This is a genomic window from Erysipelothrix rhusiopathiae (assembly GCF_900637845.1).
Lineage (GTDB): Bacteria > Bacillota_I > Bacilli_A > Erysipelotrichales > Erysipelotrichaceae > Erysipelothrix > Erysipelothrix rhusiopathiae.
In genome coordinates, this window is the sequence record NZ_LR134439.1 from 825,000 (window position 1) to 848,617 (window position 23,618).

Consider the following 23,618-nt stretch of genomic DNA (forward strand, 5'->3'; position numbering starts at 1 on the left):
TCTTTTTATTTCCTGCGTACTTTATAGAGTGCTTTTGTAATGGGAATGGTAATTAGAGTGGATACAATCGCTTCTGGAATCCCGTTAATAATGATTACACTAAGAATTGCTTTAGTGACAGCTAAACCTTCTATACCGCGTGCAGATCCATAAGCATCTTTAAAGAGTAAATAGATGAGGCCCATAACTAAAATTGTATTCGTCATTGAACCGATAAAACCAGCTAGACCAAGGCGAATTGAGTCTTTTTTAATGAATTGACTTTCTACAATATAGTAAGGAACGATCCCTACCAATATTCGAGGAAGGAGTGCAATTATTAATGCAAACGGACTTCCTGAAGTCGTTCCGATAACGGGAACCAGTGGCGAGAATGCAAAGGATAGTATGGATGGGCTGATGGTATTATTGATGATTGAGTTTATACCAAAAATTAATCCTAATCCAGCGCCTGCTGTTGGTCCTAAGATAATTGATCCGATAATAACTGGAATGTGGACAATTGTAGCCTTGATAAAACCAAGATGTATAAAACCAAGGGGCGTTATTGAGAGTAAGATAATAATTGCGGCAAAGAGGGTAAAGAGTGTGTAGTTTAAAGTTTTCTTTTTAGCTTTCATAAGTACGTCCTTTTTGTGTCCACCATGTTAGGAGACCTTGTAGTAATAAGTCGGGTTGAAAATTCCATGGAGCATTACATAAGGGTAAAATTGCTTTCGAATTTCCACCCGTAACAACAAACGTGGTATTCGGATAGTCTTGGGATATAAGTTCACGATAGTTTTTTAAAACGGATGCAGTGCCAAATAAAGCTCCAGATAATATATTTTGTTCGGTATTTAATCCGAGATAATGGGGTGTATCATTAAGATTAATGGTTGGTAGAAGACCTGTTTTTTCTCCAAGGACACTTAAGCCAAGACGAACACCAGGCATAATGGCGCCACCTTTAAATTGATTGTCAGAGAGCACATTAACCGTTGTGGCAGTCCCTAAATCAAAAACTGCAATGTTCTCCCCATAAAGTTCTTTTGCGGCGTACAAAGCGATAATACGGTCCATTCCGAGTTTACCGTAGGGATAAAGGGAGAAGTCTATTCCAAAATCATCACCATGTTCTAAAACTTTAGCATTTAGTTTGAAATATGAATCCATCGAGTGTTTAATTAATTCTGTTTTATCAGGTCTCACCGATGCGATAACACAGTTATCAATGTGTTTGTGTCGATTTTGAACTTCAAAATATTTAAGAAAATCGTTTTGAGTTTGATAAGCATGGGTAGGGATTGTGAATTGATCAGTCAAATCGCTATCCCCAAAACCAAATGCAGTATTGGTGTTACCAATATTAATCACACAAATCATGCTGTAACTCCTTCTAAAGCGGCATCAACACACGCGAGTATGGTTTCGATTTCTGCGAGTGCACCTTTACCATAATCTCCACAGGCTAATAAAGAACTTCGCGGTTCAACTTCAATCCATCCGCGTTTACGTAGGAGCTCTAGATTATCAGATGTTGCCTCATTTTCGTACATATAAGTATTCATGGCCGGAGCAATGAGTCTAGGAATACCATGGACTGCTAATGTAGTGGTGGATAACATATCATCGGCAATACCATGAGCGATTTTCGCGATGATGTTTGCGGTTGCGGGTGCTATCAATAACAAGTCTGCTGACTTAACTAAATCTATGTGCATGATTTTATGTGGATCATCTTCATTTAAGACATTATAATGAACAGGATTTTTAGTTAGTGATTGTAATGTAAGTGGGGTAATAAATGCTTGTGCAGAATGGGTCATAATCACATGAACCGTATAACCTCTTTTTGTAAGTTCATTGGCTAAATCAGCAGATTTATAGGCTGAAATACTACCACTGACACCTAATAAAATTGTTTTCATATCGACTCCTTACTCTTTTTATAGAGTATTTGTACAAGTGAAGAGGCAATCTCTTCCTTGGTATGCGCTTGGTGAATCAAGCCTGTTGTATCAATAAAGTAAGCAATGTGTTCACTGTGGTGAATATCTTCTAAACGATTCGCTACGACAAGATCACTTCCCGCTTGATTAATTTGAGAAAAAGCAGCGTTCTTCAGTGATTCTAAATTAGTATTGGATAATAATTTAAAACCAACTAGAAACACATTCGGTTGCTTTGCTTTAAGCTGATTGATGACCTTAGGTGTTTGCTTCAAGGTAAGTACAAGATTTTTATTTGCTGAAGAAATCTTCGAACGTGTTGGTTCTTTTGAATCCCGTAATGCTTGCTTAATTTCTTCTTGAGATGGTTTAGGTGTTTGCGCTAGTAGCGCATGAATACTTGTAGACATGGCATCAAGTGAAGAGATTGTGTCAACCTCATAATCACTGATCGCCATTGCGTGAATCATGACATCAAAGGAAACAGAATCAAAAAGCAGAGTAAGAACTTCCGATACGGAATCAACCGTATCGACCTCATATTGTCTACAAGCCAACGTAGGGAGGGCACTGCCTTTGGCATAAACATAATAAACATTTGCACCGGCTTCAATAAAAGCATCTGCAATTTTACTACCTAAACGACCTGTAGAAGTATTGGTGATGCGTCGAACTGTATCAATGGGTTCTGAAGTTCCTCCCGATGTGATACAAACATTATAATTTGTTTTCATAAGAGACATCCTTTGCTAAGATCATTGCGCGCAGTTGTTTAAACTGCTCATCTACATTTGCTTCAGTAAGTCCCCCTAAAAGTGAATAGACACTTAAACCCTCAATCATAAACATCATATGATCACGGAGTGCATCAATATTAGGGTTCACAACATAGTTCTGCTTTACACCTAGAGATAACATCTCTTCAAGTGTATTTCGAATATTATCAACTTGAGCCTCTCTAAAAGCAAAATCTGCTTCCGATTTATGAGTGAAATGGTACTCGTACATTGCTCGTAACAAACTCTCGCTCATATTCAGCAGTCGCTTTTTCTGTGTTAAAAAATAAGCATCCAAGAGTTCCAAAAAATCAACATTTTGATGAACTGAATCCCGGATCCCTTCAAATTTACGACGCTCTCGCGACAAGACGACATCTTTAAATATCTCTTCCACTGAGCTGAAATATAGGTAAATTCCTCCACGACTAATCTCACATTCCTCGATAATATCTTTCATCGTAACGCCTGCATAACCTTTGCGACAGAAGACAAGACGTGCTTTTTCAAGAATAAGTTCATATTTTGCTTTGCGCATGGCTTCATTTGAAACACGAGTCATTGAAACACCTCACTTAATGACACTTGTGTCATTTTTCTAGATTTATTTTATGACACAGATGTCATTAAGTCAAGTACAAATAAAAAAGCCATTAAAATGGCTTAGTATCACAACACATCGTAATGACCTGATCGGCTTCGTCAATAATCTTGAAACCAAGGTTTTGAAATAGCTTCAATGAAAAGGTGTTGTGGTCTCTTACTTGTGCAAATATTTGTGGGATGCCTAATACGGTTGCTCGAAATAACAAGCCTTCCACAGCAAAGGTTCCAATATGTTGGTTTTGATATTTCGGATCAACAATAATTTTTATTTGATTTCCTATCAGTGCGACACTTCCGCATTGATGAAAGGTGTCTCCGTTTAGAATTTCAATATAATAAAGTTCGCCATTCTCAGCGAGATTTGTATAATAAGACGCAACTTCTTGATCAGAAAAAATCATCCGATCTCCGCGAAGAGCAAACATCAAATCTTCATTTTCCATCCAGGATCGAGCTTCATCCGACAATACATCAAATTTCACAAGATGTAATGATTCTGATAAGTGTATAAAAGCAGGTTGATTCTTTGTATTCATATTTACCCCTCCTTTAAAACAGTCTATCATGTGTAAGCGTGGCACTTGGTGAATGTTTATGGAAAATTGAAATGCGCGTGTGTCTTTACATAAAGGAATAGGTATTGTATATTTGTTGTACTTTAAAGGAGGATACGATGAATACAATTATAGGACTTGGTATTGTACTTGAAGCCTCAGATAAAACAATTGGACAAATTGAAAATATCCTGGATCTTGTGGACAGTTATAAAACTAAAATGGAAATTACACATCCTAAAGACGGTGATTATCACGATTGGATTACCGAAACTGTGGATGGAAATATCTATACAACAATCGAAAAACTTGCTTACCGAACATCTTACGCTGATATCGAATTTAAGATTGGAAATAAAGATGTGGAAACACGCATGAGTATCACCAATGAGACGGATGCATTGGTCGTAAAATTTGATATTGTGGAAGAGCATCTTCTACCTGAAAAAAGTGTAGAACATTTAGAAGCAACAACACAATTAATGACTCATATTTTTGAGATTATTGATCGTAATGTGGAGTATGAGTATTTATTCTGCGATAGTGAAGCGGAATATCTCTATTCAAAACAACGCTTACTCGAAGTAGGTCATCAACCCTATGCACTTTTCAAAATGAATGATCGTAATACGGTCTATGCAGAATGGTATCTTGATGGTTTTACCTTAAGAGGGTCCCATTAATCAACGAAAAACAGGTCTTTAAGATCTGTTTTTTTATGAAATAATAGAATTATAATCTAATAAATATGTGCTTGAATCGATTCTGTTTCTCAAATAAAGAAAACGGCAAGCACCAGTAAGTAGGAAACTGTTAAAGGTATTACGAATCGTAGTATCATTTCAGGTTTTTATCCAATATGGACAAGAAAAGGGCAGTATTTAAAGGATAAAAGAAGTATGCTTAGTACTGTTTGGGAGGAGATGTCCATGAAAGAAACTAAAAAAATTAAAAGAAGAATTATTCTTAGTATTTTCGTATTAATTGTTGCATGCGCATGTCTATATTACTTAGTTACATTTGATGCGGGTGAGAGTCCTCAAGAATTTCCATATGAGAGTGGAAACTATATTGTGGGAACAGATTTAGATCCAGGAGAATATATGCTTCTTACGGATCAAGAAGGCTATTTTGAAATAAGAAATCAAAATTCATCACAGATTAAGAGCAACGACAATTTTAAAGGGAATTCAATTATCACTTTAAATGAGAATGAAGTAATTGAGGTTTCAAGAGCACTTATATATCCTTATATAGCTTCGCCAGAACTCAAGCCTCAAGCAGATGGCATGTATAAGATTGGGGAACATTTAGATGCTGGAACGTATAAATTAAAAACTGAATTAAGTGGTTATTATGAAATCACAACATCGTCCGATCATAATGTCGACGATATTCTTGAGAATAATAATTTTACGGATACAGTTACGATTTATGTTAAGGACGGGGAGTATCTAAAACTTAATTCAGCCTTGATTCTTGAACGACCATCATCATAATCACAATAAAAAAATAAAAAGCACGTAGTGGTCAAAGAATAACCAATACGTGCTTTGTTTTAATTTTAATGGTGCCGCCACCGAGAATCGAACTCGGAACTGAGCATTACCATTGCTCTATTTTACCATTGAACTATGGCGGCATTGCATTACTATAATACTCAATGTAATTCAAAAAATCAAATACTATTTTAAATAATCTTGGTGGAATAATTGTTTAGTTAAGAATAACCATTATTTAGTAATGCTTTACTAATTTTTAGAAGTAACTTTTACTGATGAAAGCGGTATAACTGTGGTACAATGTTAAAAAATAGGAGGCAAGTATGAAGGACTTAACTTTAGTAATATTAGCTGCCGGAATGGGAAGCCGTTACGGTGGATTAAAACAAATTGACAAATTCGGAAAAAATGGCGAGGCAATCATCGACTTTTCAATCTATGATGCAATTCAAGCAGGATTTAATAAACTTGTATTAATTATTCGTGAGGAACATGAAGCAATTTTTGAAGCAGAACTTGTTGGGAAAATTAGACCGTTTATCAATGTGGAATATGCTTTCCAAAGTACAAGTGATGTTCCTGAATGGTTTGAAGGGGTTGAAGGCCGTGAAAAACCTTGGGGAACAACACATGCGTTGCTTGCTGCTCGTAACCAGGTTTCAGGACCTTTTATGATTATCAATGCAGATGACTATTACGGAAAAGCTGCTTTTGTAGAAATGGCACGTTTCTTAAATGAAGATGTTACAGATCAACAGGCTGCAATGATGGGATACATTGTGGACAATACAATTACAGACAACGGTACAGTAACACGTGGTGTATGTAAGAATGTTGATGGTTTCTTAACAGATATTGTGGAAACAGATGGCATTAAGCGTACAGATAAAGGTGTTGTCGGAGGACCTGATGAAACTTTGATTGCTGATGGAACACAAGTTTCAATGAACTTCTGGGGCTTTACACCTGCAATCTTTGATTTAATGGAATCAAAATTCGAAACATTCTTAAAAGAAGAAGTTGCGAAGAACCCTATGAAATCAGAAGCACTTCTACCGAATGATGTGGGATCTTTAATCAATGACGGTAAATTATCCGTTAAAATCTTAGATACTCCAGATCGCTGGTTTGGTGTTACATATCAAGAAGATAAACCAATGGTTCTTGCACAGTTTGCGAAGTTCCAAGAAGATGGTACATACCCAGAAAAACTTTGGGATAAAGCGTAAAATTAAGCTTTAGTTTAAAATTTATCACCTTCTGTGAATAGTGAAATAAAAAAAGAGTGAAGCATTATCGTCTGAAGATTATTCAGATGGTAATGCTTTTTTTATTCTAATGGTGTTGGTGTTTAAAGCAATGAGGTAGGAGTATTACTTTAGAGTGTATAATGTTGTCCGAATACTATGTCTACAACCACAAATAGAAAACCTCCTGTTCGATAAGTATTGATAAATACTCCGTTTCAAGAGGTTTTTTCATATAGTTAAAAAAATCTAACGTTCATTGTAAATAATATCTATAAAGAAAAGATTCAATAAAATTAAATCTATTTAGAATTCTTATTTCGTTTTATTCTCTTCGTATTGTATAAGATAACACCGGCACTTAAAAGGAGTAGTCCAGAAAATTTTTGTTTTTTTGTGACTCCTGCATTTGGTAATGTGTCAACAGGTGTTTTTTTCACATCAGATTCAGTGTTTGTTTTTAAAACTATTTCGACACTATTTACAATTGTTTCAACTGGATTAAGTGTAGGTTTTACAAGGTTTTCAATATGAGGTGGTTTCGTAACTCCACTTTCGGGAGTCGGACGAATGTTGATTACCTCAGGTGTGATTGCGATATCATCATTAACAGGTGTGTTTGAAACTGTAATCTCTTTAATGTTTTTCGAATAGACATATGTGATTTCCTGTTGGATGTCACTAAAGACGCCATCCGGTTCTCCATGTATGTGTTTGAAGGTGTACTCGGGGATCTCTTCTTTTTCGGTTGTATAGGATTCTCCAATGTTACCAGAGAGTGTTTTCTGCGGATGAAGATGGTTGTTGTCTTCGTCAATATAGTTTACGTAAATATCTGCGCCCTTCGAAGGTTCGATTTCTTTTTCGTAGGTTGCTCTAAATACAGTGGACATGTAAAAATCACTAAATGTCCAACTTCCACTCCGTGTTAACCCCATAAAGCTAGCCATATGGAAATGTGTATCTGAGTTACTTAATAAATCCCCTAATGTGATTTCTAGAACAGTGTCACCTACATTTACTTTATAATGAATATTTGTTAATGCTTGTGCCTCTTCCTCTGTCTTGACAATTATTTGTTTGTAATTATCATTGTTAGGAGGGAAATTAATGGCTTCGATTGCTCCCTTATTGTTTTGGGGATAGTCACGAGGCACGATATAATACTCGTTATTATTTTTTTTATCAAGCCATCTTACACCGTTATCATATTCATATTCTCGGGTTTTTTTGTTATCTGAAAAGCTAGTGATATAAACTTTAAAGTCCATCAAGTCATAATCTGCTGTTGTGAAAAGTAGTTGATAGTTGAGATATGAAAGACCCGAATATCCACCAGTGTAATCTAACACATCTCCGATTCTATTTTCAGCCCTTCCCATTTTTCCACTTAAAAGGTTATTCCATTCTTCGGTTTCTGTAGAATAAACGGTAATTGTCTCTTTCTCAGGTTCTTGAGCAGCTATAGTTTTATTTGTGCCCACAAACACTAAAATAAACATCAAACTTATTGATATTATTTTTTTAAACATATAATTCCTCCTCTTTCTTAGACTGAAGGTATAAAAATTGTATCGGCTCAATGTGAACTTAGGATGTTCGCAGGCTATTGTTATAGGTACAACTATTAATTACTCGAATAAATAATATTCTATTTCTATGAATGATCTAAGTGATAATGCCTAAATTAGGAAAAAACAACCTTAAATCAGGGAATGAGTTAATGAGGCAATTTCTAATCGTTTATAGTAATAGAAAAAAATAATGAAATACCGTATCATAATGATATCTTAATGAAAGTAGGTTAATGTTATGTATGAATCAAATTTTCAATTTTATCCACTAATAATGGATGAAAAACCACACAGTGTTCGTGTGGATCTTAATGCACTTGTTTTCGAGGAAGGGTATCCCCACCTCTATGTCGTTAGAAAGCCGTATAAGGGGCGAGACAATGGATTTCCGACGGAACTAGCTTTTGATGCCTTGAAAACGTTTGAGGTCGCTATAACCGATCTCTTAAGTCCTATGGATGTTCAGTTTATCGGTGCTATAACTGGAAATGATGTGTGTGACTATTTCTTTGTCTCTAAAGATTGTATTGCGCTTGAGTCTATCCTCAAAGAACACTTCCCCGAAGAAGTCATCGGGGTCATTGTTCGCGAACACGATGATTTTGAAATCTACAAAAGTGTACTTTACCCAAATGAATTTCAAATCGCAATCATCTACAATCAAAATCTTTGTTTAAACCTAGAGAACGAGGGTGAACGCTTTGAAGTAGAACGTGATGTAGAGGTATTAACAGTTTTTGAACGTCATGAAGATGCCCAACAATTTGGTCAACACTTTGAACAATTTGCGGATAGCTTTACCCTTGAACCACGGGAAGATGGCATGATTCAAACACGTATGATCGCTTCGATTGTACCGACATTACCCACAATGAATGGCATCTCACAACACATCGTAACCCTGACCAATCAATATAACGGATATTACGAAGGTTGGAAGTGTAGCGTCCATAAATAAAAAAGGATTGAGTCGGCACAATACCGATTTCAATCCTTTTTTATATATTTTAAAGACTAAGCTTGATCTTTGATTGCTTGTTCTTTAAGAATTAACTTACGGTTCCAAACCATAAGAACCGCTGAGATAGCACCGGCAATAGCAACACCGACCCATTTATATTCAACAAGTTTTACCATCATAAATGGTAACCATGAACTACCGTAATCAATACTTGAAATCAATGCAGAACCACCTGGGATTGCAAAGTTGGCTGCTTTCGCAGCTTCAGTAAAGATTGGCGCAATGTTTGTACCGATTAAAAGACCAATGGATACGGTAAAGATTCCAACGATTAGAGTACGGAAGAAGTCTCCACCACAAAGCGGTGCAATTAAAACAAACATAAATGGTAAACCTGCAAGACTTGCGAAAGGTAAGAATTGATTACCTGGAATAATAAAGGCAAGAATAATTGTAATAGGAACCATTACAAGTGAAATTGTAAGGGTAACAGGGTTACCAACACCAACTGCTGAATCAAGTCCAATAAGAAGATTTGAGTTTTCGCCATATTTCTTTTGAATTTTAGCTTGGACTGCTTCACTGATAGGCATTAAACCTTCCATAAGAATTGCAGACATTTTTGGTGTTAAGACAAGAACTGCGGCCATAACGATTGCAAGGTTTGTAATGCCTTTGAAATCATAACCAGCAACAAGACCTAATAAAATCCCAACAAATGTACCAAGAATTGCTGGATCACCAAACATACCAAATTTTTTCTGGAATGCTTTTTCATCAAGCTTAATTTTATTAATACCAGGAATCTTATCGATAATTGCATTTAAAACATAAGCGATTGGTGCAAATGATGCGGTAAATGCATGCGGAATTGAAATACCAGGTAAACCAAGTTGTTTTTCAACAAGCGGAGCGGTACGGTCTCCAATAACCATAATTATCACCATATTAAATGCTGCCATTAAAAGACTAACAATTAAATCATTGGTAATCATAAATACAAGAGAACCTGTAAAGGCAAAATGCCAGAAGTTCCAAATATCAACGTTAACCGTTTTTGTTGTTTTGGTAGATAACATAATAATGTTAACCAGAATTCCAACAGGAATAATTAATACCCCAACAGCTGAACCAAATGCGATAGCACTTGCAGCCGGCCAACCAACATCAAGAACTGTTAAGTTAAGACCGAAATTCGCAACCATTTGCTTTGCAGCTGGTTCCAAGTTTTTTGTTAGTAATTCAATAACGATATTCAATCCAATAAAACCAATACCGACCATTAATCCTGATTTGAATGCTTTACTAAATTTAACTCCAAGCGCTAAGGCAAAGAGGGTAAAGATGATTGGCATCATTACGGCAGGACCAAGATCAACAATAAAATTTAAAATTGACATGACTATGCTACTCCTTTAGTTAAAATATCTAAAATTTCTGTGTTCGTTTTTCCTTGTAATAATTGATTTAAGAAATCATCATCCGAGAATGTACCCATAAGTTTGCTTAAGATTTGAACTTGTTCTTCTTTGTTTTTCACAAGTAAGAAAAAGAATAGTTTTACTTCAAGGTCGTTATCGGTAACCATTTCTTTATATGAAATCGGTTGTGATACACGTACAAATGCAATACCAGGTTTATGAATATAACTTGAATCTACATGGGGAATTGCGACGCTGCACACAGGTGCTGCAAGTCCAGTAGGATAAGTTGCTTCACGTTCCTTAAGTGCATCTAAATACGCTTCATTAACATATCCAAGATCTAAGAGATGTTGATTCATAACATCAAATAATTCATCTTGAGACGAAACTTTTAAGTCTAAAAATACTAAATCTTCATTAAACACTGTAATCACCACGTTTTCTATAAGCCAAGGATTTCAATTACGTTATCAATCGTTGCTTGAGCACCCATACCTGTTAAGAGGGATAGACCGGACACTACGGGAATACCATAACCTTCTCCACCTTGTGCTGTAGTTACAATCACATCTTGATTGGATGCGATGGATGGTAATTCAGCTAGAGAAGTTTGAATAAATTTAACTTGATCAAGGAGGCCTTTTGCTTCAAGTCCTGCTTTAAGTTTTGATGTGGCAACAGTGCTTGTTGCGATCCCTGATCCACATGCTACAATAATAGTTTTCATAAAATACCTTTCCTACTCAATAAAGAGCGATTTCATATAAGCAATATTCTTATTTCTAATAATGTTTGATACTTTATATTGATGGTCAATTTCTGAATAGAGTTCCGCGAATAAATCGGAATAATGCGTGCGATGGTCTTGATCAATGAGAATCATGAGAATAAGTTGAACGTGATCATATTTCCACGGGATGGGTTTATCGAGAACACATACCACGATGGAGGGTCGGTATACAGAACCTTCGATATTGTGAGGGATACAAACGAGGTTACCGACTTCAGTAGAACCAAGCGCTTCGCGTTCTATAATTGACTCTTGACACGCTTTATCGATATAGCCGAGAGTGAGGGCTTTCTGGCTCATCATTTCAAGAAGTTCTTGAGGCGATTGCGTGTCAGGATTTACAATAAATAGTTTCTCGTCGAATAAATCAGCGACAGAATGCGAATTTGAAGGATTTCCTTTAATATAACGCTTAATATGCGCGATATCACGATCGGTTACAATTGCGGAAACGACAACTGTAGGAACGCCTAAATTACGATCAATATGAACGGTGGAAATCAGTAAATCCACATCATCCATATCGTGTTTATCAAGTTGATAGAGTGCACTTACTTTTTTAATTTCAAGTGCATCTCCAAATTGAGACTCCAATTTTGCTTTAAGCAACATTGCGGTACCGACTCCTGTAGTGCATACAACAATTGCGCGTGTTGTCTCACTCTTTTCGTCTTGTCGAGCCCGCTCGCGAGCACCACAGAAATGAAGTGCGAGGAAACCAACTTCATCTAAATTAAATGCTATAGCGTTTGTTTTTAGGAAATGAAAGGCTAGAACCTTCGCAATTTGTATTTCAAATGGATAATTCTTCTCGATCTCATCCAATAATTCATTGCGAATCGAAAGGCCAAGTTCAATGCGTTTCAATGCACTTTCTAAATGCGTCATCAATCCCTGTTTAAGAATTTCATCATGACGGAAATCACTACCGTAAATTCTATAAATGTCATCGAGAGCTTCATTGAGAATTTGTAGATTGTGAGGGGACTCTGAGTTTATGTTATCAACATCTGTATGGAGTTTTTTTTGAGAACTTAAATGGATATAAATATTTATGATTTCACTTTCTGGAATTTTAAGGGTTAATGCCTCTTCCAACATTACCGCTAAAGCTTCAGCACATAAATAAGCGTTTGAATCTGTATTAATTGATGTGGTTGTGTTACTTAGACCCAGCTTACCTTGTTCAATACGTGTTAAAGCAATTTCAATGTGAATCGAAAGATTCTTAAATCCAATGTCCGTAAGATGGAGTTGATACTTTTGAATACATGTCACAATGATGCGTTCAATAATATCCATGCGTGGTGTGTTTTGACCAATGATACGGTTGATATCAATGGTTGATTTCTCCAACACAAGGTAATCGTTAATGAGGCGACGAATACTGTTTTCATCACCTGTTAGGACTAAACCACGCTTATAATCGTTTTCAAGGAAGATGTGATATTCCCTTAAAATACGTCTTACACTGACAAGATCTCTTTTGAGTGTTGATAAACTTATAAATAAATTATCAGCAAGGGCTTCTAATGTAAAATAAGTACCATTCAAAGTGCCATTCGCAATTTTACGAATAATCCATTCAACCCGAGATTGTCTTACATTCGGTAATACGTTATTGTCAAACTCATCGTTATAGAAATACGTTTTCCACATTTCGTTTTTATGGGAGTCATCAATAAGGTAACCTTTACCGCGTAACGAGGTGATTGCCATGTTGCGTTTCTTTAAAATGCTATCGATTGCTTGAACTTCCCGTTGAACCGTTTTACTCGATATATTCAGTTCAGTTGCAATATCATCGCTGGTAATCGCATCATGTGCATTGATTATCAACAAAAGAATACTATTTTGTCTTTGTGTTAATTCCATCAATATCACCTCTCATCCATAGTTTACTTTATTTTCTATAGTGTGCAGTTCGTGTTTGTCCTTTGTCAACGGACATGCACAAAGGCTTGAGTCGGTTAGGTAGCGACATGGCAAAAGGCGAGTTGGTAAGAATTCCAGAAGCCTTATGATATAATGACCGAAGAAGATTTAGTGGAGGATTGTTGTGAAGTTATTGATTGAAAAATACAAGATGAGTATATTTGTGGTGTTAAATTTACTCTTAACGATAGGGATGAATTTAGGACACCCCGTAACACCAACCCTTTTAAAATCATTGGATTTACCTCCGCATGTTTTTGGTTTATCCTTTGCGGCGATGTGTTTAACGAATTTTATATTTGCGCTTGTTTGGTCAAATGTCGCAAATGGAATGAAGAAAACGCGTATTTTAATGATTTCATCGATTGGATATGCTATTGCTCAACTGTTATTTGGTTATGCATTAAATCGATACAGTATTTATTTTGCGAGATTACTCAGTGGTATCTTTGCGGGTGGTTTCCAAGTTGGGCTGATGAGTTATGTTGTGAATGAAGCGCCCGAAGATCGTCAATCTCATTACATTACAATATCTTCAATTATTGTAAGTGTAGGCGCTGCGCTTGGTTTCTTTATTGGGGGATATTTGGGTGATGTCTCTGTTCGTCTTACGTTTGTAATTCAAGCGTTATTCCAAATTGTTTTAGGTATTTTGTTTTATTTAATTTTAGGAAGTCATGAAAACATTGAAGAAAAAATGGAATGGTCCATGATTCGCAACTCGAATCCGTTAAAAGTTCTTCAATCATCACGTCATTTAATGAAAGATGTGGTCTTAATTTTATTGATTGTGACCTTCACGTCTTCCGTTGGTACAACATTATTTGATCAAAGTTTTAATTATTATATTAAAGATATTTTTAACTTCGTACCCAGTCAAAATGGGATTATTAAAGCCATTACGGGATTGTTTGCGGTTGTATTGAATGTGATTTTAATTCGTCGTCGTAATCGTAAAAAACAAGGGGTTGAGCTTGGACTTTTAAAAACAGTGTTTATTGCGATGGGTTCGCTTGCGATCATTGTAAGTTTTAGCCAGACATCAAAACCATTTGTTGGTTTTGCACTTGCATGGTTTGGTATGTATACAGTAATGATTCCTATTCTTCAAAATTCAGTTATCTCAAATAAACACAGTGTTGAGGAAGGAAATCAACTTGCAGGTCTTTATAACTCGCTTTTAATGTTGGGTAAAATTTTTGGTGCATTACTAACAAGTTTAATTTATACCATCTCACCATCATCAACCTTTATGTTTGCGGGCGTTATCTTTATCCTGTCATTCATCATTTTATTAAAACCAGAAAAAAGAATGAAATAATAAGAGGCATCGTTACACAAACGATGCCTCTTATTACATTTCATGAACACATTGAATCATGCACTCTATAATCATAAGTAAAAGGAGGAATGAATATGAAAAATATTGCGATCATTGGTGGAGGAAATGGTGCTCATGCAGCAGCTGCAGATTTAACACTTAAAGGATTTTCCGTAAACTTAATTGAAGATGCTCGATTTAAACATCATATGCAAACGGTGTTTGATACGTTTCAAATTCACGTAACAGGTGTTGTGGATGGTATTGCGAATCTTAAATCCGTCACAACAGATTTACAAAAAGGTATTGAAGATGCAGAGATTATAATCGTTGCGGTACCAGCCTTTGCTCACAAGGATTATGCTTATCGTCTTGCACCATGCTTGAAGGAAGGTCAAACAGTATTCATTGTTCCTGGAACATTTGGAAGTTTAATCTTTAAAAAAGCCATGGAGGATGTTGGTAATCAAGCAAATGTAGCTTTTGCAGAAGCTCATACACTTCCGTATGCAACGCGAATCATCAAGCCAGGACATGTAATGATTATGAGCCGCTTTAATCCTCTTAAAGTAGGGGTATTGCCCGCAAAAGAAACAATCCGAGTATGCCACTTATTGTCTGAACTTTATGATGGCATACAACCTGTAGAAAGTGTTGTTGCTTGTGGATTAAATAGTTTAAATCCGGTCATTCATGTTCCAGGATGTATTCTAAATGCAGGACGCATCGAAAAAGCACAAGGTGAATTTTATTTCTATACCGAAGGGTTCACTTCCTGTGTTGTGCGGACAACAGAAATTTTAGATCAAGAACGGATTCGTCTTCTAGAAGCGTTTGGTTACAATTCGGAAACGGTCAATAAAGGTGTTGGGGGACCTGATGCATCAGATGACCTTCATAAAGTTATTTCAGAAAACCCGAGTTTTGCATCGATTAAGGGACCTGCCGATGTGAAGGGAAGATATTATTCTGAAGATATTCCCTTTGGACTGGCTACTTGGGCAAAATTTGCATCACATCTTAATATTGAAGCACCCGTTATGGATAGCTTAGTGACCTTAGGTTCTTCGATTTTAGAGAAAGATTGTTGGTCAATGGGACCAAGCATGGAAGATTTAGGCCTTAAAGACTTAAACATTCAACAAATAAAAGCATTCATAGAATAAAAAAGAGTCAGTGCCTTCGCACTGAACTCTTTTTTATTTGAATAATGAGCCAATAATATTACCACCAGCTATAAATGTACCGATTGAACTGAATAGAGATGTGATTACAAAAATAAGTAAAATACGTAATACTTTATTTTTATACCACATTTTTGGTTGGGTAGCGTGATCGGACAAGGAATCGAAGTCTTCAAAGGTGGGCGGTCTTTGATACGCTTCCATAAGACCGGCAAACATACCAACACCTAAAACGGGTGAAAGGGTTCCGATCCAAGCCGTAAGGGCGGTTGTAAGGATTGTTAGGGGGTGTGCTAAGCACAAGAGTGCACCTAAGGTTGCAAGGCCACCACTTAACGCAAACCACACGAAAAGATCTTTAAGCGCCATGTGTGGATTTTTAAGTGTGAGGGCGAAAAGTAAGGCGATGATAACGCCAGGAACAATCCATCCTGAAATATTAAAACGTTTTTTAGCAGGAACTTGATTCAACTCGTATAGTGAATGCTCATGATTAAGTGACTCAATAAGACCCTCGGTATGTGCAGCTCCAACGACGATAACGATTTCTTGTTCGGAAAGCGCCTTAATCTTTTCGGCCATAAAGGCATTACGTTCATGTAAAAGGCTTTTTGAGATTGCCGGAAGTTTTTCATCCATCTCCCGAACTGATTCAAACAACAAATCACTCTCTTTTAAATTTTCTACATCATCCTCTGAAACATTATCATCTTCAAAGACACTGAAAAGGAGTGTGGAAAGGAGTGAAATTTTCTTAAAGAAAGTAAGATTACCCCAAATACGCTTAAACGTCACTTGAACATCTCGGTCAATATAATGAACTGAAGCATCGACATCTTGAGCACTTACAATTGCCTGTCGCATTTCTTGTCCTACTGATGTATTAAGATCATCCGCAAGTTTTTTCTGATAAGAAGAAAGAACCAAGGTAGCGATAAAGGCGCCAACTCGTTTGGTTTTTATTATTTGTTTAATATCGATTTCTTTATATTTATCAGATTCCATGAGATTTCGAGCTCGATTATCATCCAATTCGATACAAACAGCCTGTGGCTGTACTGTTTCTATTGCCTGTTGAACATCAAGAACAGATTGCTTAGATACGTGAGCGGTGGATACAAAATGCAGTGTTTTATCTTTAAATTTTATTGTCTTCATAATATACCTCGTATTATCATCATAACAAATTATAAATGCCACCCATAGTAGCAGAACTAAATTAGAGGGTAAACATTAAGATTACTTAAGAATATAATAATAGAATGATATATTTTTTTCATTTCTTGTCGATTATAATCAATTCGAGGGGTGAGCACGATGTTAGACGCTAATCTAAAGAAAATACGATTAAAAAGAAAATTAACGCAGCGTGAGCTCGCGAAACGTGTAAATTATTCTCAACAAGCAGTCGCAAAGTGGGAAGTAGGGATATCAAATCCTGACATTTCAAATCTCGTAAAAATTTGTGAGGAATTGAATATTTCCGTTGAGTGTCTTTTGTGTCAAAAACCAAAGCATATGCAAGAATTTGATGAGTGGAGTTTACATCTAGCGTTTTATCATGTATTGAATTTATGTGGAACACATCACGAAATTGGTCTTGATATTCGTGATCTTGATGAGGAAAACAAAATTAGACTTATTAATGACTTGGTTATGTTCTTACGAAAAAAAGCACATTTAATCCAATCTGAGTTATAGATGAAAAGAAATAAGCGGATGCATAGGGCGTTCGCTTATTCTATGTAACAGAAAGAAATTAAATGCAATCATTCAGAGATAATAAAACTTAGATCTATTTGTTTGAAATAATAGACACTAATATCATAAAAATCTTGACTTTTCGATTAAAGTTGGTAGAATAACTATGTTATCAATTAACCAAAGACAGTAACGGGGCAACCTTAATAATGTTACCGAGGTGAAAGTATAAAACTTTTGAACCTGTCTTTTGGATAGGTTTATTTTTTTGGTTTAATTTGATTTCCGAGATCGAATGGAGGTGAATCATTTGCGTACAGAAATTTTAGAAAATAAAAAAGCTGTTGTTGCAGAGATTCAAGATAAAGTAATGAATGCCGGATCAACAGTTATTGTTGAGTACCGTGGACTAACCGTAGATCAAATGACTGAACTACGTCGTCAACTTCGTGCAGAAAACGTTGAATTTAAAGTTTATAAAAACTCAATGTTCCAACGCGCTGTCGAAGGCACAGACTTTGAAGGTTTAAAATCCGAATTAACAGGACCTAACGGTGTTGCGTTTGGAGAAGATGCTGTTGCGCCTGCTCGAGTATTAGCTAACTTCGCTAAGAAGAACAAAAAGTTAATCCTTAAAGCTGGTATCGTTGACGGTAACTTAGTAGACCAAGAAGAAATCAAAGAACTCTCAGCATTACCAAACCACGATGGCATGGTTGCTATGTTGGCTGGAATGCTCCAATCACCAATCCGAAGCTTTGCTTACGCTGTATCACAAGTTGCTGAACAACGTACAGAAGGCGGAGAAGTTGTTGAAGAAGCAGCAGTTGCTGAAGAAGCACCTGTTGTAGAAGAAGTAAAAGAAGAAGCTACAGAAGCTTAATTAAATAGGAGGAAATATTAAGATGGCAAAATTAACATCAGAAGAACTAATCGCTTCCCTAAAGGAAATGACAATCTTAGAATTAAATGAATTAGTAAAAGCAATCGAAGAAGAATTCGGAGTTTCAGCAGCAGCACCAGTTGCAGTTGCAGCAGCAGCAGACGCTGGCGAAGAAGAAGGACCAAGTGAAGTTTCAGTAATCTTGAAAGAAATCTCAGGTTCAAAAGTTGGAGTTATCAAAGCATTACGCGACATCACAGGTTTAGGTATGATGGAAGCTAAAGCATTAGTTGACGGAGCACCAACAGCAATTAAAGAAAACATCAAACCAGCAGAAGCAGAAGAAATCAAAGCTAAACTTGTTGAAGCTGGCGCAGTTGTAGAAGTTAAATAATTAACACGTTAAGAAGGATATTCTGTGAGTCATTACTTTACAGACAATTCTAATTTGAATAAAAACCGGAGAGATATCCCTTTCCGGTTTTTAGACATTAGTTTTTCAGTTATCTCGGATGATGGGGTTTTCTCGAAAGATGGTCTCGATCGCGGTACCGAAGCACTTCTCAAAGTTTGTGTCGACCAACCCTTAAAAGGGAAGGTTGCCGACCTTGGTTGTGGTATTGGGGTTGTTGGCGTTATCCTTTCGCATTTCTTTAGTGATCTTGAAATGACGGGCGTAGATGTTAATCCGCGTTCGGTTGAACTCGCCAATATAAACTATGAAAAATATAATGTGAATGGAATTAATAAAATTCAAGATGGATTGGATGGGATGTATGATTTTGTAATCAGCAATCCACCGATTCGTGTTGGAAAGGAAAAAATGTATTCTTTATTTGATAATGCTTACGATGTTTTGAACAAAGATGGGATGTTTATCTTTGTGATTCGTAAGTCGCATGGAGCGAAGTCTGCGCAAGCGAAATGCGAAGCTTTATTTGGTAATTGCGAGTTATTGAAAAAAGAAAAGGGATATTACATCTATTGTGCCTCAAAGCGTTGACTGTAACCCACATTAGTGATAATATATATAATTGCATAATAGTGGATTTATGCGCGTTTTTTTGGTTGTTATAAAAAGTACAGGAAAGGATGGCATAAATGGAGAAAAACCAAGTATATAGTGTAAAGAAATTTGGTAATAAGGCTACCCGTCGTGATTATTCTCAAGTTAGTGGAACCTTAGAATTGCCTAATTTGGTAGAAATTCAAACGGATGCGTATGAATGGTTTAAAAACGAGGGACTCTTTGAAGTTTTTAACGAAATCTATCCTATTCAAAGCTATAATGAAAATGTAAAACTAAAGTTCATTGATTATTCATTTGGTGAACCTAAATATAACGTGGACGAATGCCGATCACGCGAAGCAAACTATGCTGCGCCACTTCGAGCAACAATGCGTCTAGAAGTAATTAATAAACAAACTGGTGAAGTTATTGAAAAAGAAGAAGAGGTGTTCCTCGGTGATCTTCCTTTAATGACAGAAACAGGAACCTTTATTATTAATGGAGCGGAACGAGTTATTGTTTCGCAAATTGTGCGTTCTCCTGGAGCGTATTTTAAGTCTGAAAATGATGATAAAACGGGTCGTGATACGTTCATGTCCGAATTAATCCCAAGTCGTGGTACTTGGTTAGAATTTATGAGTGATGATCGTAAAGCGGCTAATGGTCGTGTTATTAACATGAAGGTTGACCGTAAACGTACAATCGTTTCTACAATTCTGTTCAAGTCTTTTGGTTTAAGTCTTGATTTACAAGAAGGTGAAGATGCATTTGATACACACTCATTTAAAACGTTCTTAAACGCTATGAACTTACCTGTTTATGATGAATGGGAAGAAATTGATAGTGAGAAACGTGAATTCTTAACTTTATATGCGTTACTCTATACAGCATTCTTCGGAAACTATCCTGAGATTGTTAACTCATTAGTATTAGATAAAACTGTTACGTTCGAAGATTCATTACGTGTAATGTATGAAAACCAACGTGCTGATGAAATTCCTACAACTGACGGTGCTATCAACTTGATGAACGCGAAGTTCTTAGATCCACGCCGTTATGACCTTAATAAAGCGGGTCGTTATAAAATTCATAAAAAACTCGAAGTTTACAACCGTGTAAACGGAACAGTTCTTACAAGTGATATTAAAGATATTAATGGTAATGTTGTCTTTGAAAAAGGAACACACATTACACGCCGTGACGATGTCTTAAAATTACGTGAAGTATTACGCGAAGGCGGACATATGAACGTATTCCCACTTAAGAATATCTTCTCAGCACCTGATGTTCGAGATATTACTGTTGATGGTACGATTCATTTAGTTGGACGTATTTTATCAAAAGATATTGATGGTGATGATTTTGAGTTTGAACGCGGAACCGTTCTTACTGCAAGCGACATTGAAACCTTAAAAGGTGAAGATATTCAAATTTATACAGGTATTATGGCTAAAGAAGTCGTAGTAACAAAAGATAACGTATGGGCAGTTCTAAACTACTCACAACGCTTATATACTGTTGGACGTATGCTTGATGCTTCTGGATCAGATATGATGTCCGCAAAAGGTAATTTAGTTGCGGATCGTTTCACACCAAATTACAATGTACCAAAAATTAATAAAACAAATGAAAAATTAATTGTTGATTCTTTAGAAGATGGACCTGTAACAATGTGGTTAGTTGGAGCAGCAATGCAAGAATTGTTTGTTGCACAAGAAGATGACGAAACAGAAATTGTTAAGATTATTGGTATCGATCCATTACTTGAAAAAACAACAATTGTAGCTTCAGATATTTATGCTACATATTCATATTTCTTAAACTTCATTGATGGTGTTGGTAATGAAGACGATATTGACCAATTAGGTAACCGTCGTATTCGTACAGTTGGAGAATTAATCCAAAATCAATTCCGTATTGGTTTAAGCCGTATGGAACGTGTTGTTAAGGAACGTATGTCAATCTCTTCAGATTCATCGAACTTAACACCGAAAAATCTTACAAACGTTCGTCCATTAACGGCAATGGTTAAAGAGTTCTTCTCTTCATCTCAATTGTCACAATTTATGGACCAATTGAACCCACTTGCTGAACTTACAAACAAACGTCGTATTTCAGCCCTAGGACCTGGTGGACTTACTCGTGACCGTGCCGGTTTCGAAGTTCGAGATGTTCATACATCACACTACGGTCGTATTTGTCCAATCGAAACACCTGAAGGACCAAATATCGGGTTAATTTCGAACTTAACTTCATATGGAAAAATTGACAAGTATGGTTTTATTCAAACACCATACCGAATCGTTACTCCAGATGGAAAAGTTACTGAAGATATTATCTACTTATCTGCAGATGATGAGTTTGAATATGTTATTGCGCAAGCGAACGAAGTTCAAGATCACAAACTTGTGAATGAAGAAGTTGTTGTTCGTTACCGTGGTGAAAATATTCTTGCCCACCGCGATACTGTAGAACTTATTGACGTGAGTCCTAAACAAATCGTTTCTGTTGCGACTGCAGCGATTCCATTCTTGGAAAATGATGATGCTTCTCGTGCCCTCATGGGTGCCAACATGCAACGTCAAGCTGTTCCGCTCTTAAAACCGAATTCACCATTTGTTGGTACGGGTATTGAACACCGTATTGCGAAGGATTCAGGGAGTGCGGTTATCTGTCATGAAGACGGAATCGTTTCTTATGTTGATGCAAACCGCGTTATTGTTAACGGGGAATCAGGCAAAGAACGTACATACTTATTACAAAAATTCAGACGATCAAACCAAGGAACATGTATTAACCAAAAACCCTTAGTGGCACTTGGTGAAAAAGTTTCAAATGGAGACATCCTTGCTGATGGTCCATCCATGCAAAATGGTGAGCTCGCTCTTGGTCAAAACGTTACAGTCGCATTTATGACTTGGAACGGTTATAACTATGAAGATGCGATCATCATGAGTGAACGTCTTGTAAAAGAAGATGTTTATACATCAATTCATATTGAAGAATACACACTTGAAGTTCGTGAGACAAAGCTTGGACCTGAAGAAATTACACGTGATATACCAAACGTGAGTGAAGTCGCATGCCGTCATCTTGACGCACGCGGAATCGTTATGATTGGTGCCGAAGTTAAAGAAGGCGATATCCTTGTGGGTAAAGTTACACCTAAAGGACAAAGCGAAATTTCTCCGGAAGAAAAATTATTACTTGCAATCTTTGGAGAAAAATCACGTGAAGTACGTGATAACTCACTCAAAGTTCCACACGGTGGATCAGGTATTGTTCAAGATATCAAGATCTTTAGCCGCGCGGAAGGACATGACTTGCCACCTGGAGTAAGTGAATCTGTTAAGGTTTACATCGTTCAAAAACGTAAAATCCATGAAGGTGACAAGATGGCTGGACGTCACGGTAATAAAGGGGTTATCTCGAAGATTCTTCCTGTAGAAGATATGCCATACATGGAAGATGGTACACCTGTTGATATTATGCTTAACCCTCTAGGGGTTCCAAGTCGTATGAACATTGGACAAATCTTAGAATTACACCTTGGTATTGCAGCTAAGAACTTAAATATTAAATTTGCTACAAGTGTTTTCGATGGTATTGAAACCGATGAACTATTCAATATCATGAAAGAAGGTAACGTTTCACCGGATGGTAAGATGGTACTTTATGATGGACAGACTGGTGAACGTTATGATGAACGTATTTCAGTAGGTGTTATGTACATGCTTAAGTTATCACATATGATTGATGATAAACTTCATGCTCGTGCTACAGGGCCTTACTCACTTGTTACCCAACAACCACTTGGTGGTAAAGCACAAAATGGTGGACAAAGATTTGGAGAGATGGAAGTTTGGGCACTCTATGCTTATGGGGCTGCAAACACACTTCAAGAAATCCTTACAATTAAGTCCGATGACGTTAATGGACGTACGAAGACTTATGCCGCTATTCAAAATGGTGAGGATATTCCAGAACCTGGAATTCCAGAATCATTCCGAGTACTTAAACATGAACTCCAAGCACTTGCACTTGATGTAAAATTCTTGGACGAAAACAAAGAAGAAATCAAAGAAAGTCTTGTAGATGGTGATGAAGAAGTTGCTTCAGCACCATCACAAGATGTTCCGCAACCAGAAATTGTTGTGGAAATCGAAGAAACTAATGAGGTTGAATCACTAAACCTTGATGAGCAAGCGTAGAAGGAGGCG

The 23,618-nt window shown here is 36.6% G+C and carries 23 protein-coding genes, 1 tRNA gene and 1 other annotated feature; of the genes, 11 read left to right on the forward strand and 13 right to left on the reverse strand.

Going from position 1 to position 23,618, the window contains the following annotated elements; genetic code table 11:
- Positions 1-5 precede the first annotated feature (5 nt).
- The 6 genes from EL194_RS04025 to EL194_RS04050 all read right to left on the reverse strand — a co-directional run bounded on the left by EL194_RS04025 (position 6) and on the right by EL194_RS04050 (position 3,849).
- Entirely contained in the window at positions 6-620 is a 615-nt protein-coding gene (locus EL194_RS04025) for an ECF transporter S component (RefSeq protein ID WP_003775909.1), read from the reverse strand.
- Entirely contained in the window at positions 610-1,365 is a 756-nt protein-coding gene (locus EL194_RS04030) for a type III pantothenate kinase (RefSeq protein WP_003775908.1), read from the reverse strand. The genes EL194_RS04025 and EL194_RS04030 overlap by 11 nt, the downstream gene beginning before the upstream one ends.
- Positions 1,362-1,910 (reverse strand): flavoprotein, encoded by a 549-nt coding sequence (locus tag EL194_RS04035; protein ID WP_003775905.1) that lies wholly within the window; start codon positions 1,908-1,910, stop codon positions 1,362-1,364. The genes EL194_RS04030 and EL194_RS04035 overlap by 4 nt, the downstream gene beginning before the upstream one ends.
- Positions 1,907-2,665, reverse strand: coding sequence for a phosphopantothenoylcysteine decarboxylase domain-containing protein (locus EL194_RS04040; RefSeq protein ID WP_003775902.1), 759 nt, complete (start codon positions 2,663-2,665; stop codon positions 1,907-1,909). The genes EL194_RS04035 and EL194_RS04040 overlap by 4 nt, the downstream gene beginning before the upstream one ends.
- On the reverse strand, positions 2,649-3,269 hold the full coding sequence (locus tag EL194_RS04045; protein ID WP_003775900.1) for a TetR/AcrR family transcriptional regulator: 621 nt from the start codon (positions 3,267-3,269) through the stop codon (positions 2,649-2,651). Before EL194_RS04045 ends, EL194_RS04040 begins: the two co-directional genes overlap by 17 nt.
- Before the next feature lie 91 nt (positions 3,270-3,360).
- On the reverse strand, positions 3,361-3,849 hold the full coding sequence (locus EL194_RS04050; RefSeq protein ID WP_034886883.1) for a GNAT family N-acetyltransferase: 489 nt from the start codon (positions 3,847-3,849) through the stop codon (positions 3,361-3,363).
- A gap of 137 nt (positions 3,850-3,986) precedes the next feature.
- On the opposite strand from EL194_RS04050, the gene EL194_RS04055 reads away from it, so the two are divergent.
- On the forward strand, positions 3,987-4,550 hold the full coding sequence (locus EL194_RS04055) for an Imm64 family immunity protein (protein ID WP_003775896.1): 564 nt from the start codon (positions 3,987-3,989) through the stop codon (positions 4,548-4,550).
- 246 nt (positions 4,551-4,796) lie between these two features.
- Entirely contained in the window at positions 4,797-5,366 is a 570-nt protein-coding gene (locus EL194_RS04060) for a hypothetical protein (protein WP_034886881.1), read from the forward strand.
- Positions 5,367-5,435: 69 nt separating this feature from the next.
- Here the strand turns inward: EL194_RS04060 and EL194_RS04065 are convergent.
- Positions 5,436-5,509 (reverse strand) — tRNA-Thr (locus EL194_RS04065).
- 183 nt (positions 5,510-5,692) lie between these two features.
- Here EL194_RS04065 and EL194_RS04070 point away from each other — a divergent pair.
- Complete coding sequence (locus EL194_RS04070) at positions 5,693-6,598, forward strand: nucleotidyltransferase family protein (RefSeq protein WP_003775889.1); 906 nt, start codon at positions 5,693-5,695, stop codon at positions 6,596-6,598.
- A 320-nt stretch (positions 6,599-6,918) separates the two neighbouring features.
- Here EL194_RS04070 and EL194_RS04075 read toward each other — a convergent pair whose 3' ends face one another.
- Positions 6,919-8,148, reverse strand: coding sequence for a MucBP domain-containing protein (locus EL194_RS04075; protein ID WP_003775887.1), 1,230 nt, complete (start codon positions 8,146-8,148; stop codon positions 6,919-6,921).
- 280 nt (positions 8,149-8,428) lie between these two features.
- Here EL194_RS04075 and EL194_RS04080 point away from each other — a divergent pair, with 280 nt between their 5' ends.
- Positions 8,429-9,148 (forward strand): DUF695 domain-containing protein, encoded by a 720-nt coding sequence (locus tag EL194_RS04080; RefSeq protein ID WP_003775885.1) that lies wholly within the window; start codon positions 8,429-8,431, stop codon positions 9,146-9,148.
- 56 nt (positions 9,149-9,204) lie between these two features.
- Here the strand turns inward: EL194_RS04080 and EL194_RS04085 are convergent, their stop codons facing one another.
- From EL194_RS04085 to EL194_RS04100, 4 genes are read right to left on the reverse strand one after another with little or no spacing between them, the layout of a single operon-like run.
- On the reverse strand, positions 9,205-10,551 hold the full coding sequence (locus tag EL194_RS04085) for a PTS galactitol transporter subunit IIC (protein WP_003775883.1): 1,347 nt from the start codon (positions 10,549-10,551) through the stop codon (positions 9,205-9,207).
- Between the two features lie 2 nt (positions 10,552-10,553).
- Complete coding sequence (locus EL194_RS04090) at positions 10,554-11,000, reverse strand: PTS sugar transporter subunit IIA (protein ID WP_003775881.1); 447 nt, start codon at positions 10,998-11,000, stop codon at positions 10,554-10,556.
- Between the two features lie 17 nt (positions 11,001-11,017).
- On the reverse strand, positions 11,018-11,302 hold the full coding sequence (locus tag EL194_RS04095; protein WP_003775879.1) for a PTS sugar transporter subunit IIB: 285 nt from the start codon (positions 11,300-11,302) through the stop codon (positions 11,018-11,020).
- Between the two features lie 12 nt (positions 11,303-11,314).
- Positions 11,315-13,240, reverse strand: a complete 1,926-nt coding sequence (locus tag EL194_RS04100) for a BglG family transcription antiterminator (protein ID WP_003775877.1) — start codon at positions 13,238-13,240, stop codon at positions 11,315-11,317.
- A 184-nt stretch (positions 13,241-13,424) separates the two neighbouring features.
- On the opposite strand from EL194_RS04100, the gene EL194_RS04105 reads away from it, so the two are divergent.
- Both EL194_RS04105 and EL194_RS04110 read left to right on the forward strand, forming a co-directional pair.
- Complete coding sequence (locus EL194_RS04105) at positions 13,425-14,621, forward strand: MFS transporter (protein ID WP_003775876.1); 1,197 nt, start codon at positions 13,425-13,427, stop codon at positions 14,619-14,621.
- Between the two features lie 95 nt (positions 14,622-14,716).
- Complete coding sequence (locus EL194_RS04110) at positions 14,717-15,787, forward strand: NAD/NADP octopine/nopaline dehydrogenase family protein (protein ID WP_115354619.1); 1,071 nt, start codon at positions 14,717-14,719, stop codon at positions 15,785-15,787.
- Positions 15,788-15,820: 33 nt separating this feature from the next.
- Here EL194_RS04110 and EL194_RS04115 read toward each other — a convergent pair whose 3' ends face one another.
- Complete coding sequence (locus EL194_RS04115; RefSeq protein WP_003775872.1) at positions 15,821-16,963, reverse strand: TraB/GumN family protein; 1,143 nt, start codon at positions 16,961-16,963, stop codon at positions 15,821-15,823.
- 159 nt (positions 16,964-17,122) lie between these two features.
- Here EL194_RS04115 and EL194_RS04120 point away from each other — a divergent pair, with 159 nt between their 5' ends.
- The 5 genes from EL194_RS04120 to rpoB all read left to right on the forward strand — a co-directional run bounded on the left by EL194_RS04120 (position 17,123) and on the right by rpoB (position 23,609).
- The gene (locus EL194_RS04120) at positions 17,123-17,506 is read left to right on the forward strand and encodes a helix-turn-helix domain-containing protein (protein WP_003775870.1); all 384 of its coding nucleotides are present in this window, start codon (positions 17,123-17,125) and stop codon (positions 17,504-17,506) included.
- A 162-nt stretch (positions 17,507-17,668) separates the two neighbouring features.
- Positions 17,669-17,782: a sequence feature (ribosomal protein L10 leader region), on the forward strand.
- Between the two features lie 34 nt (positions 17,783-17,816).
- On the forward strand, positions 17,817-18,389 hold the full coding sequence (gene rplJ / locus EL194_RS04125) for a 50S ribosomal protein L10 (protein WP_013852483.1): 573 nt from the start codon (positions 17,817-17,819) through the stop codon (positions 18,387-18,389).
- A 22-nt stretch (positions 18,390-18,411) separates the two neighbouring features.
- Positions 18,412-18,783, forward strand: a complete 372-nt coding sequence (gene rplL, locus EL194_RS04130) for a 50S ribosomal protein L7/L12 (protein ID WP_003775867.1) — start codon at positions 18,412-18,414, stop codon at positions 18,781-18,783.
- A gap of 24 nt (positions 18,784-18,807) precedes the next feature.
- Positions 18,808-19,392 carry a class I SAM-dependent methyltransferase gene (locus EL194_RS04135; protein ID WP_003775864.1) on the forward strand — a complete coding sequence of 195 codons (585 nt, stop codon included), beginning with the start codon at positions 18,808-18,810 and terminating at the stop codon, positions 19,390-19,392.
- 98 nt (positions 19,393-19,490) lie between these two features.
- Positions 19,491-23,609 carry a DNA-directed RNA polymerase subunit beta gene (gene rpoB, locus EL194_RS04140; protein ID WP_003775862.1) on the forward strand — a complete coding sequence of 1,373 codons (4,119 nt, stop codon included), beginning with the start codon at positions 19,491-19,493 and terminating at the stop codon, positions 23,607-23,609.
- Positions 23,610-23,618 lie beyond the last annotated feature (9 nt).

What these genes read in the sequence shown, in the direction of transcription:
- rpoB (WP_003775862.1), top strand. Translation starts at nt 19,491, where the DNA reads ATGGAGAAAAACCAAGTATATAGTGTAAAGAAATTTGGTAATAAGGCT.
- rplL (WP_003775867.1), top strand. Translation starts at nt 18,412, where the DNA reads ATGGCAAAATTAACATCAGAAGAACTAATCGCTTCCCTAAAGGAAATG.
- EL194_RS04060 (WP_034886881.1), top strand. Translation starts at nt 4,797, where the DNA reads ATGAAAGAAACTAAAAAAATTAAAAGAAGAATTATTCTTAGTATTTTC.
- EL194_RS04085 (WP_003775883.1), bottom strand. Translation starts at nt 10,551, where the DNA reads ATGTCAATTTTAAATTTTATTGTTGATCTTGGTCCTGCCGTAATGATG.
- EL194_RS04075 (WP_003775887.1), bottom strand. Translation starts at nt 8,148, where the DNA reads ATGTTTAAAAAAATAATATCAATAAGTTTGATGTTTATTTTAGTGTTT.
- EL194_RS04095 (WP_003775879.1), bottom strand. Translation starts at nt 11,302, where the DNA reads ATGAAAACTATTATTGTAGCATGTGGATCAGGGATCGCAACAAGCACT.
- EL194_RS04040 (WP_003775902.1), bottom strand. Translation starts at nt 2,665, where the DNA reads ATGAAAACAAATTATAATGTTTGTATCACATCGGGAGGAACTTCAGAA.
- EL194_RS04070 (WP_003775889.1), top strand. Translation starts at nt 5,693, where the DNA reads ATGAAGGACTTAACTTTAGTAATATTAGCTGCCGGAATGGGAAGCCGT.
- EL194_RS04045 (WP_003775900.1), bottom strand. Translation starts at nt 3,269, where the DNA reads ATGACTCGTGTTTCAAATGAAGCCATGCGCAAAGCAAAATATGAACTT.
- EL194_RS04035 (WP_003775905.1), bottom strand. Translation starts at nt 1,910, where the DNA reads ATGAAAACAATTTTATTAGGTGTCAGTGGTAGTATTTCAGCCTATAAA.
- EL194_RS04120 (WP_003775870.1), top strand. Translation starts at nt 17,123, where the DNA reads ATGTTAGACGCTAATCTAAAGAAAATACGATTAAAAAGAAAATTAACG.
- EL194_RS04110 (WP_115354619.1), top strand. Translation starts at nt 14,717, where the DNA reads ATGAAAAATATTGCGATCATTGGTGGAGGAAATGGTGCTCATGCAGCA.
- EL194_RS04055 (WP_003775896.1), top strand. Translation starts at nt 3,987, where the DNA reads ATGAATACAATTATAGGACTTGGTATTGTACTTGAAGCCTCAGATAAA.
- EL194_RS04050 (WP_034886883.1), bottom strand. Translation starts at nt 3,849, where the DNA reads ATGAATACAAAGAATCAACCTGCTTTTATACACTTATCAGAATCATTA.
- EL194_RS04030 (WP_003775908.1), bottom strand. Translation starts at nt 1,365, where the DNA reads ATGATTTGTGTGATTAATATTGGTAACACCAATACTGCATTTGGTTTT.
- EL194_RS04115 (WP_003775872.1), bottom strand. Translation starts at nt 16,963, where the DNA reads ATGAAGACAATAAAATTTAAAGATAAAACACTGCATTTTGTATCCACC.
- EL194_RS04025 (WP_003775909.1), bottom strand. Translation starts at nt 620, where the DNA reads ATGAAAGCTAAAAAGAAAACTTTAAACTACACACTCTTTACCCTCTTT.
- EL194_RS04100 (WP_003775877.1), bottom strand. Translation starts at nt 13,240, where the DNA reads ATGGAATTAACACAAAGACAAAATAGTATTCTTTTGTTGATAATCAAT.
- EL194_RS04080 (WP_003775885.1), top strand. Translation starts at nt 8,429, where the DNA reads ATGTATGAATCAAATTTTCAATTTTATCCACTAATAATGGATGAAAAA.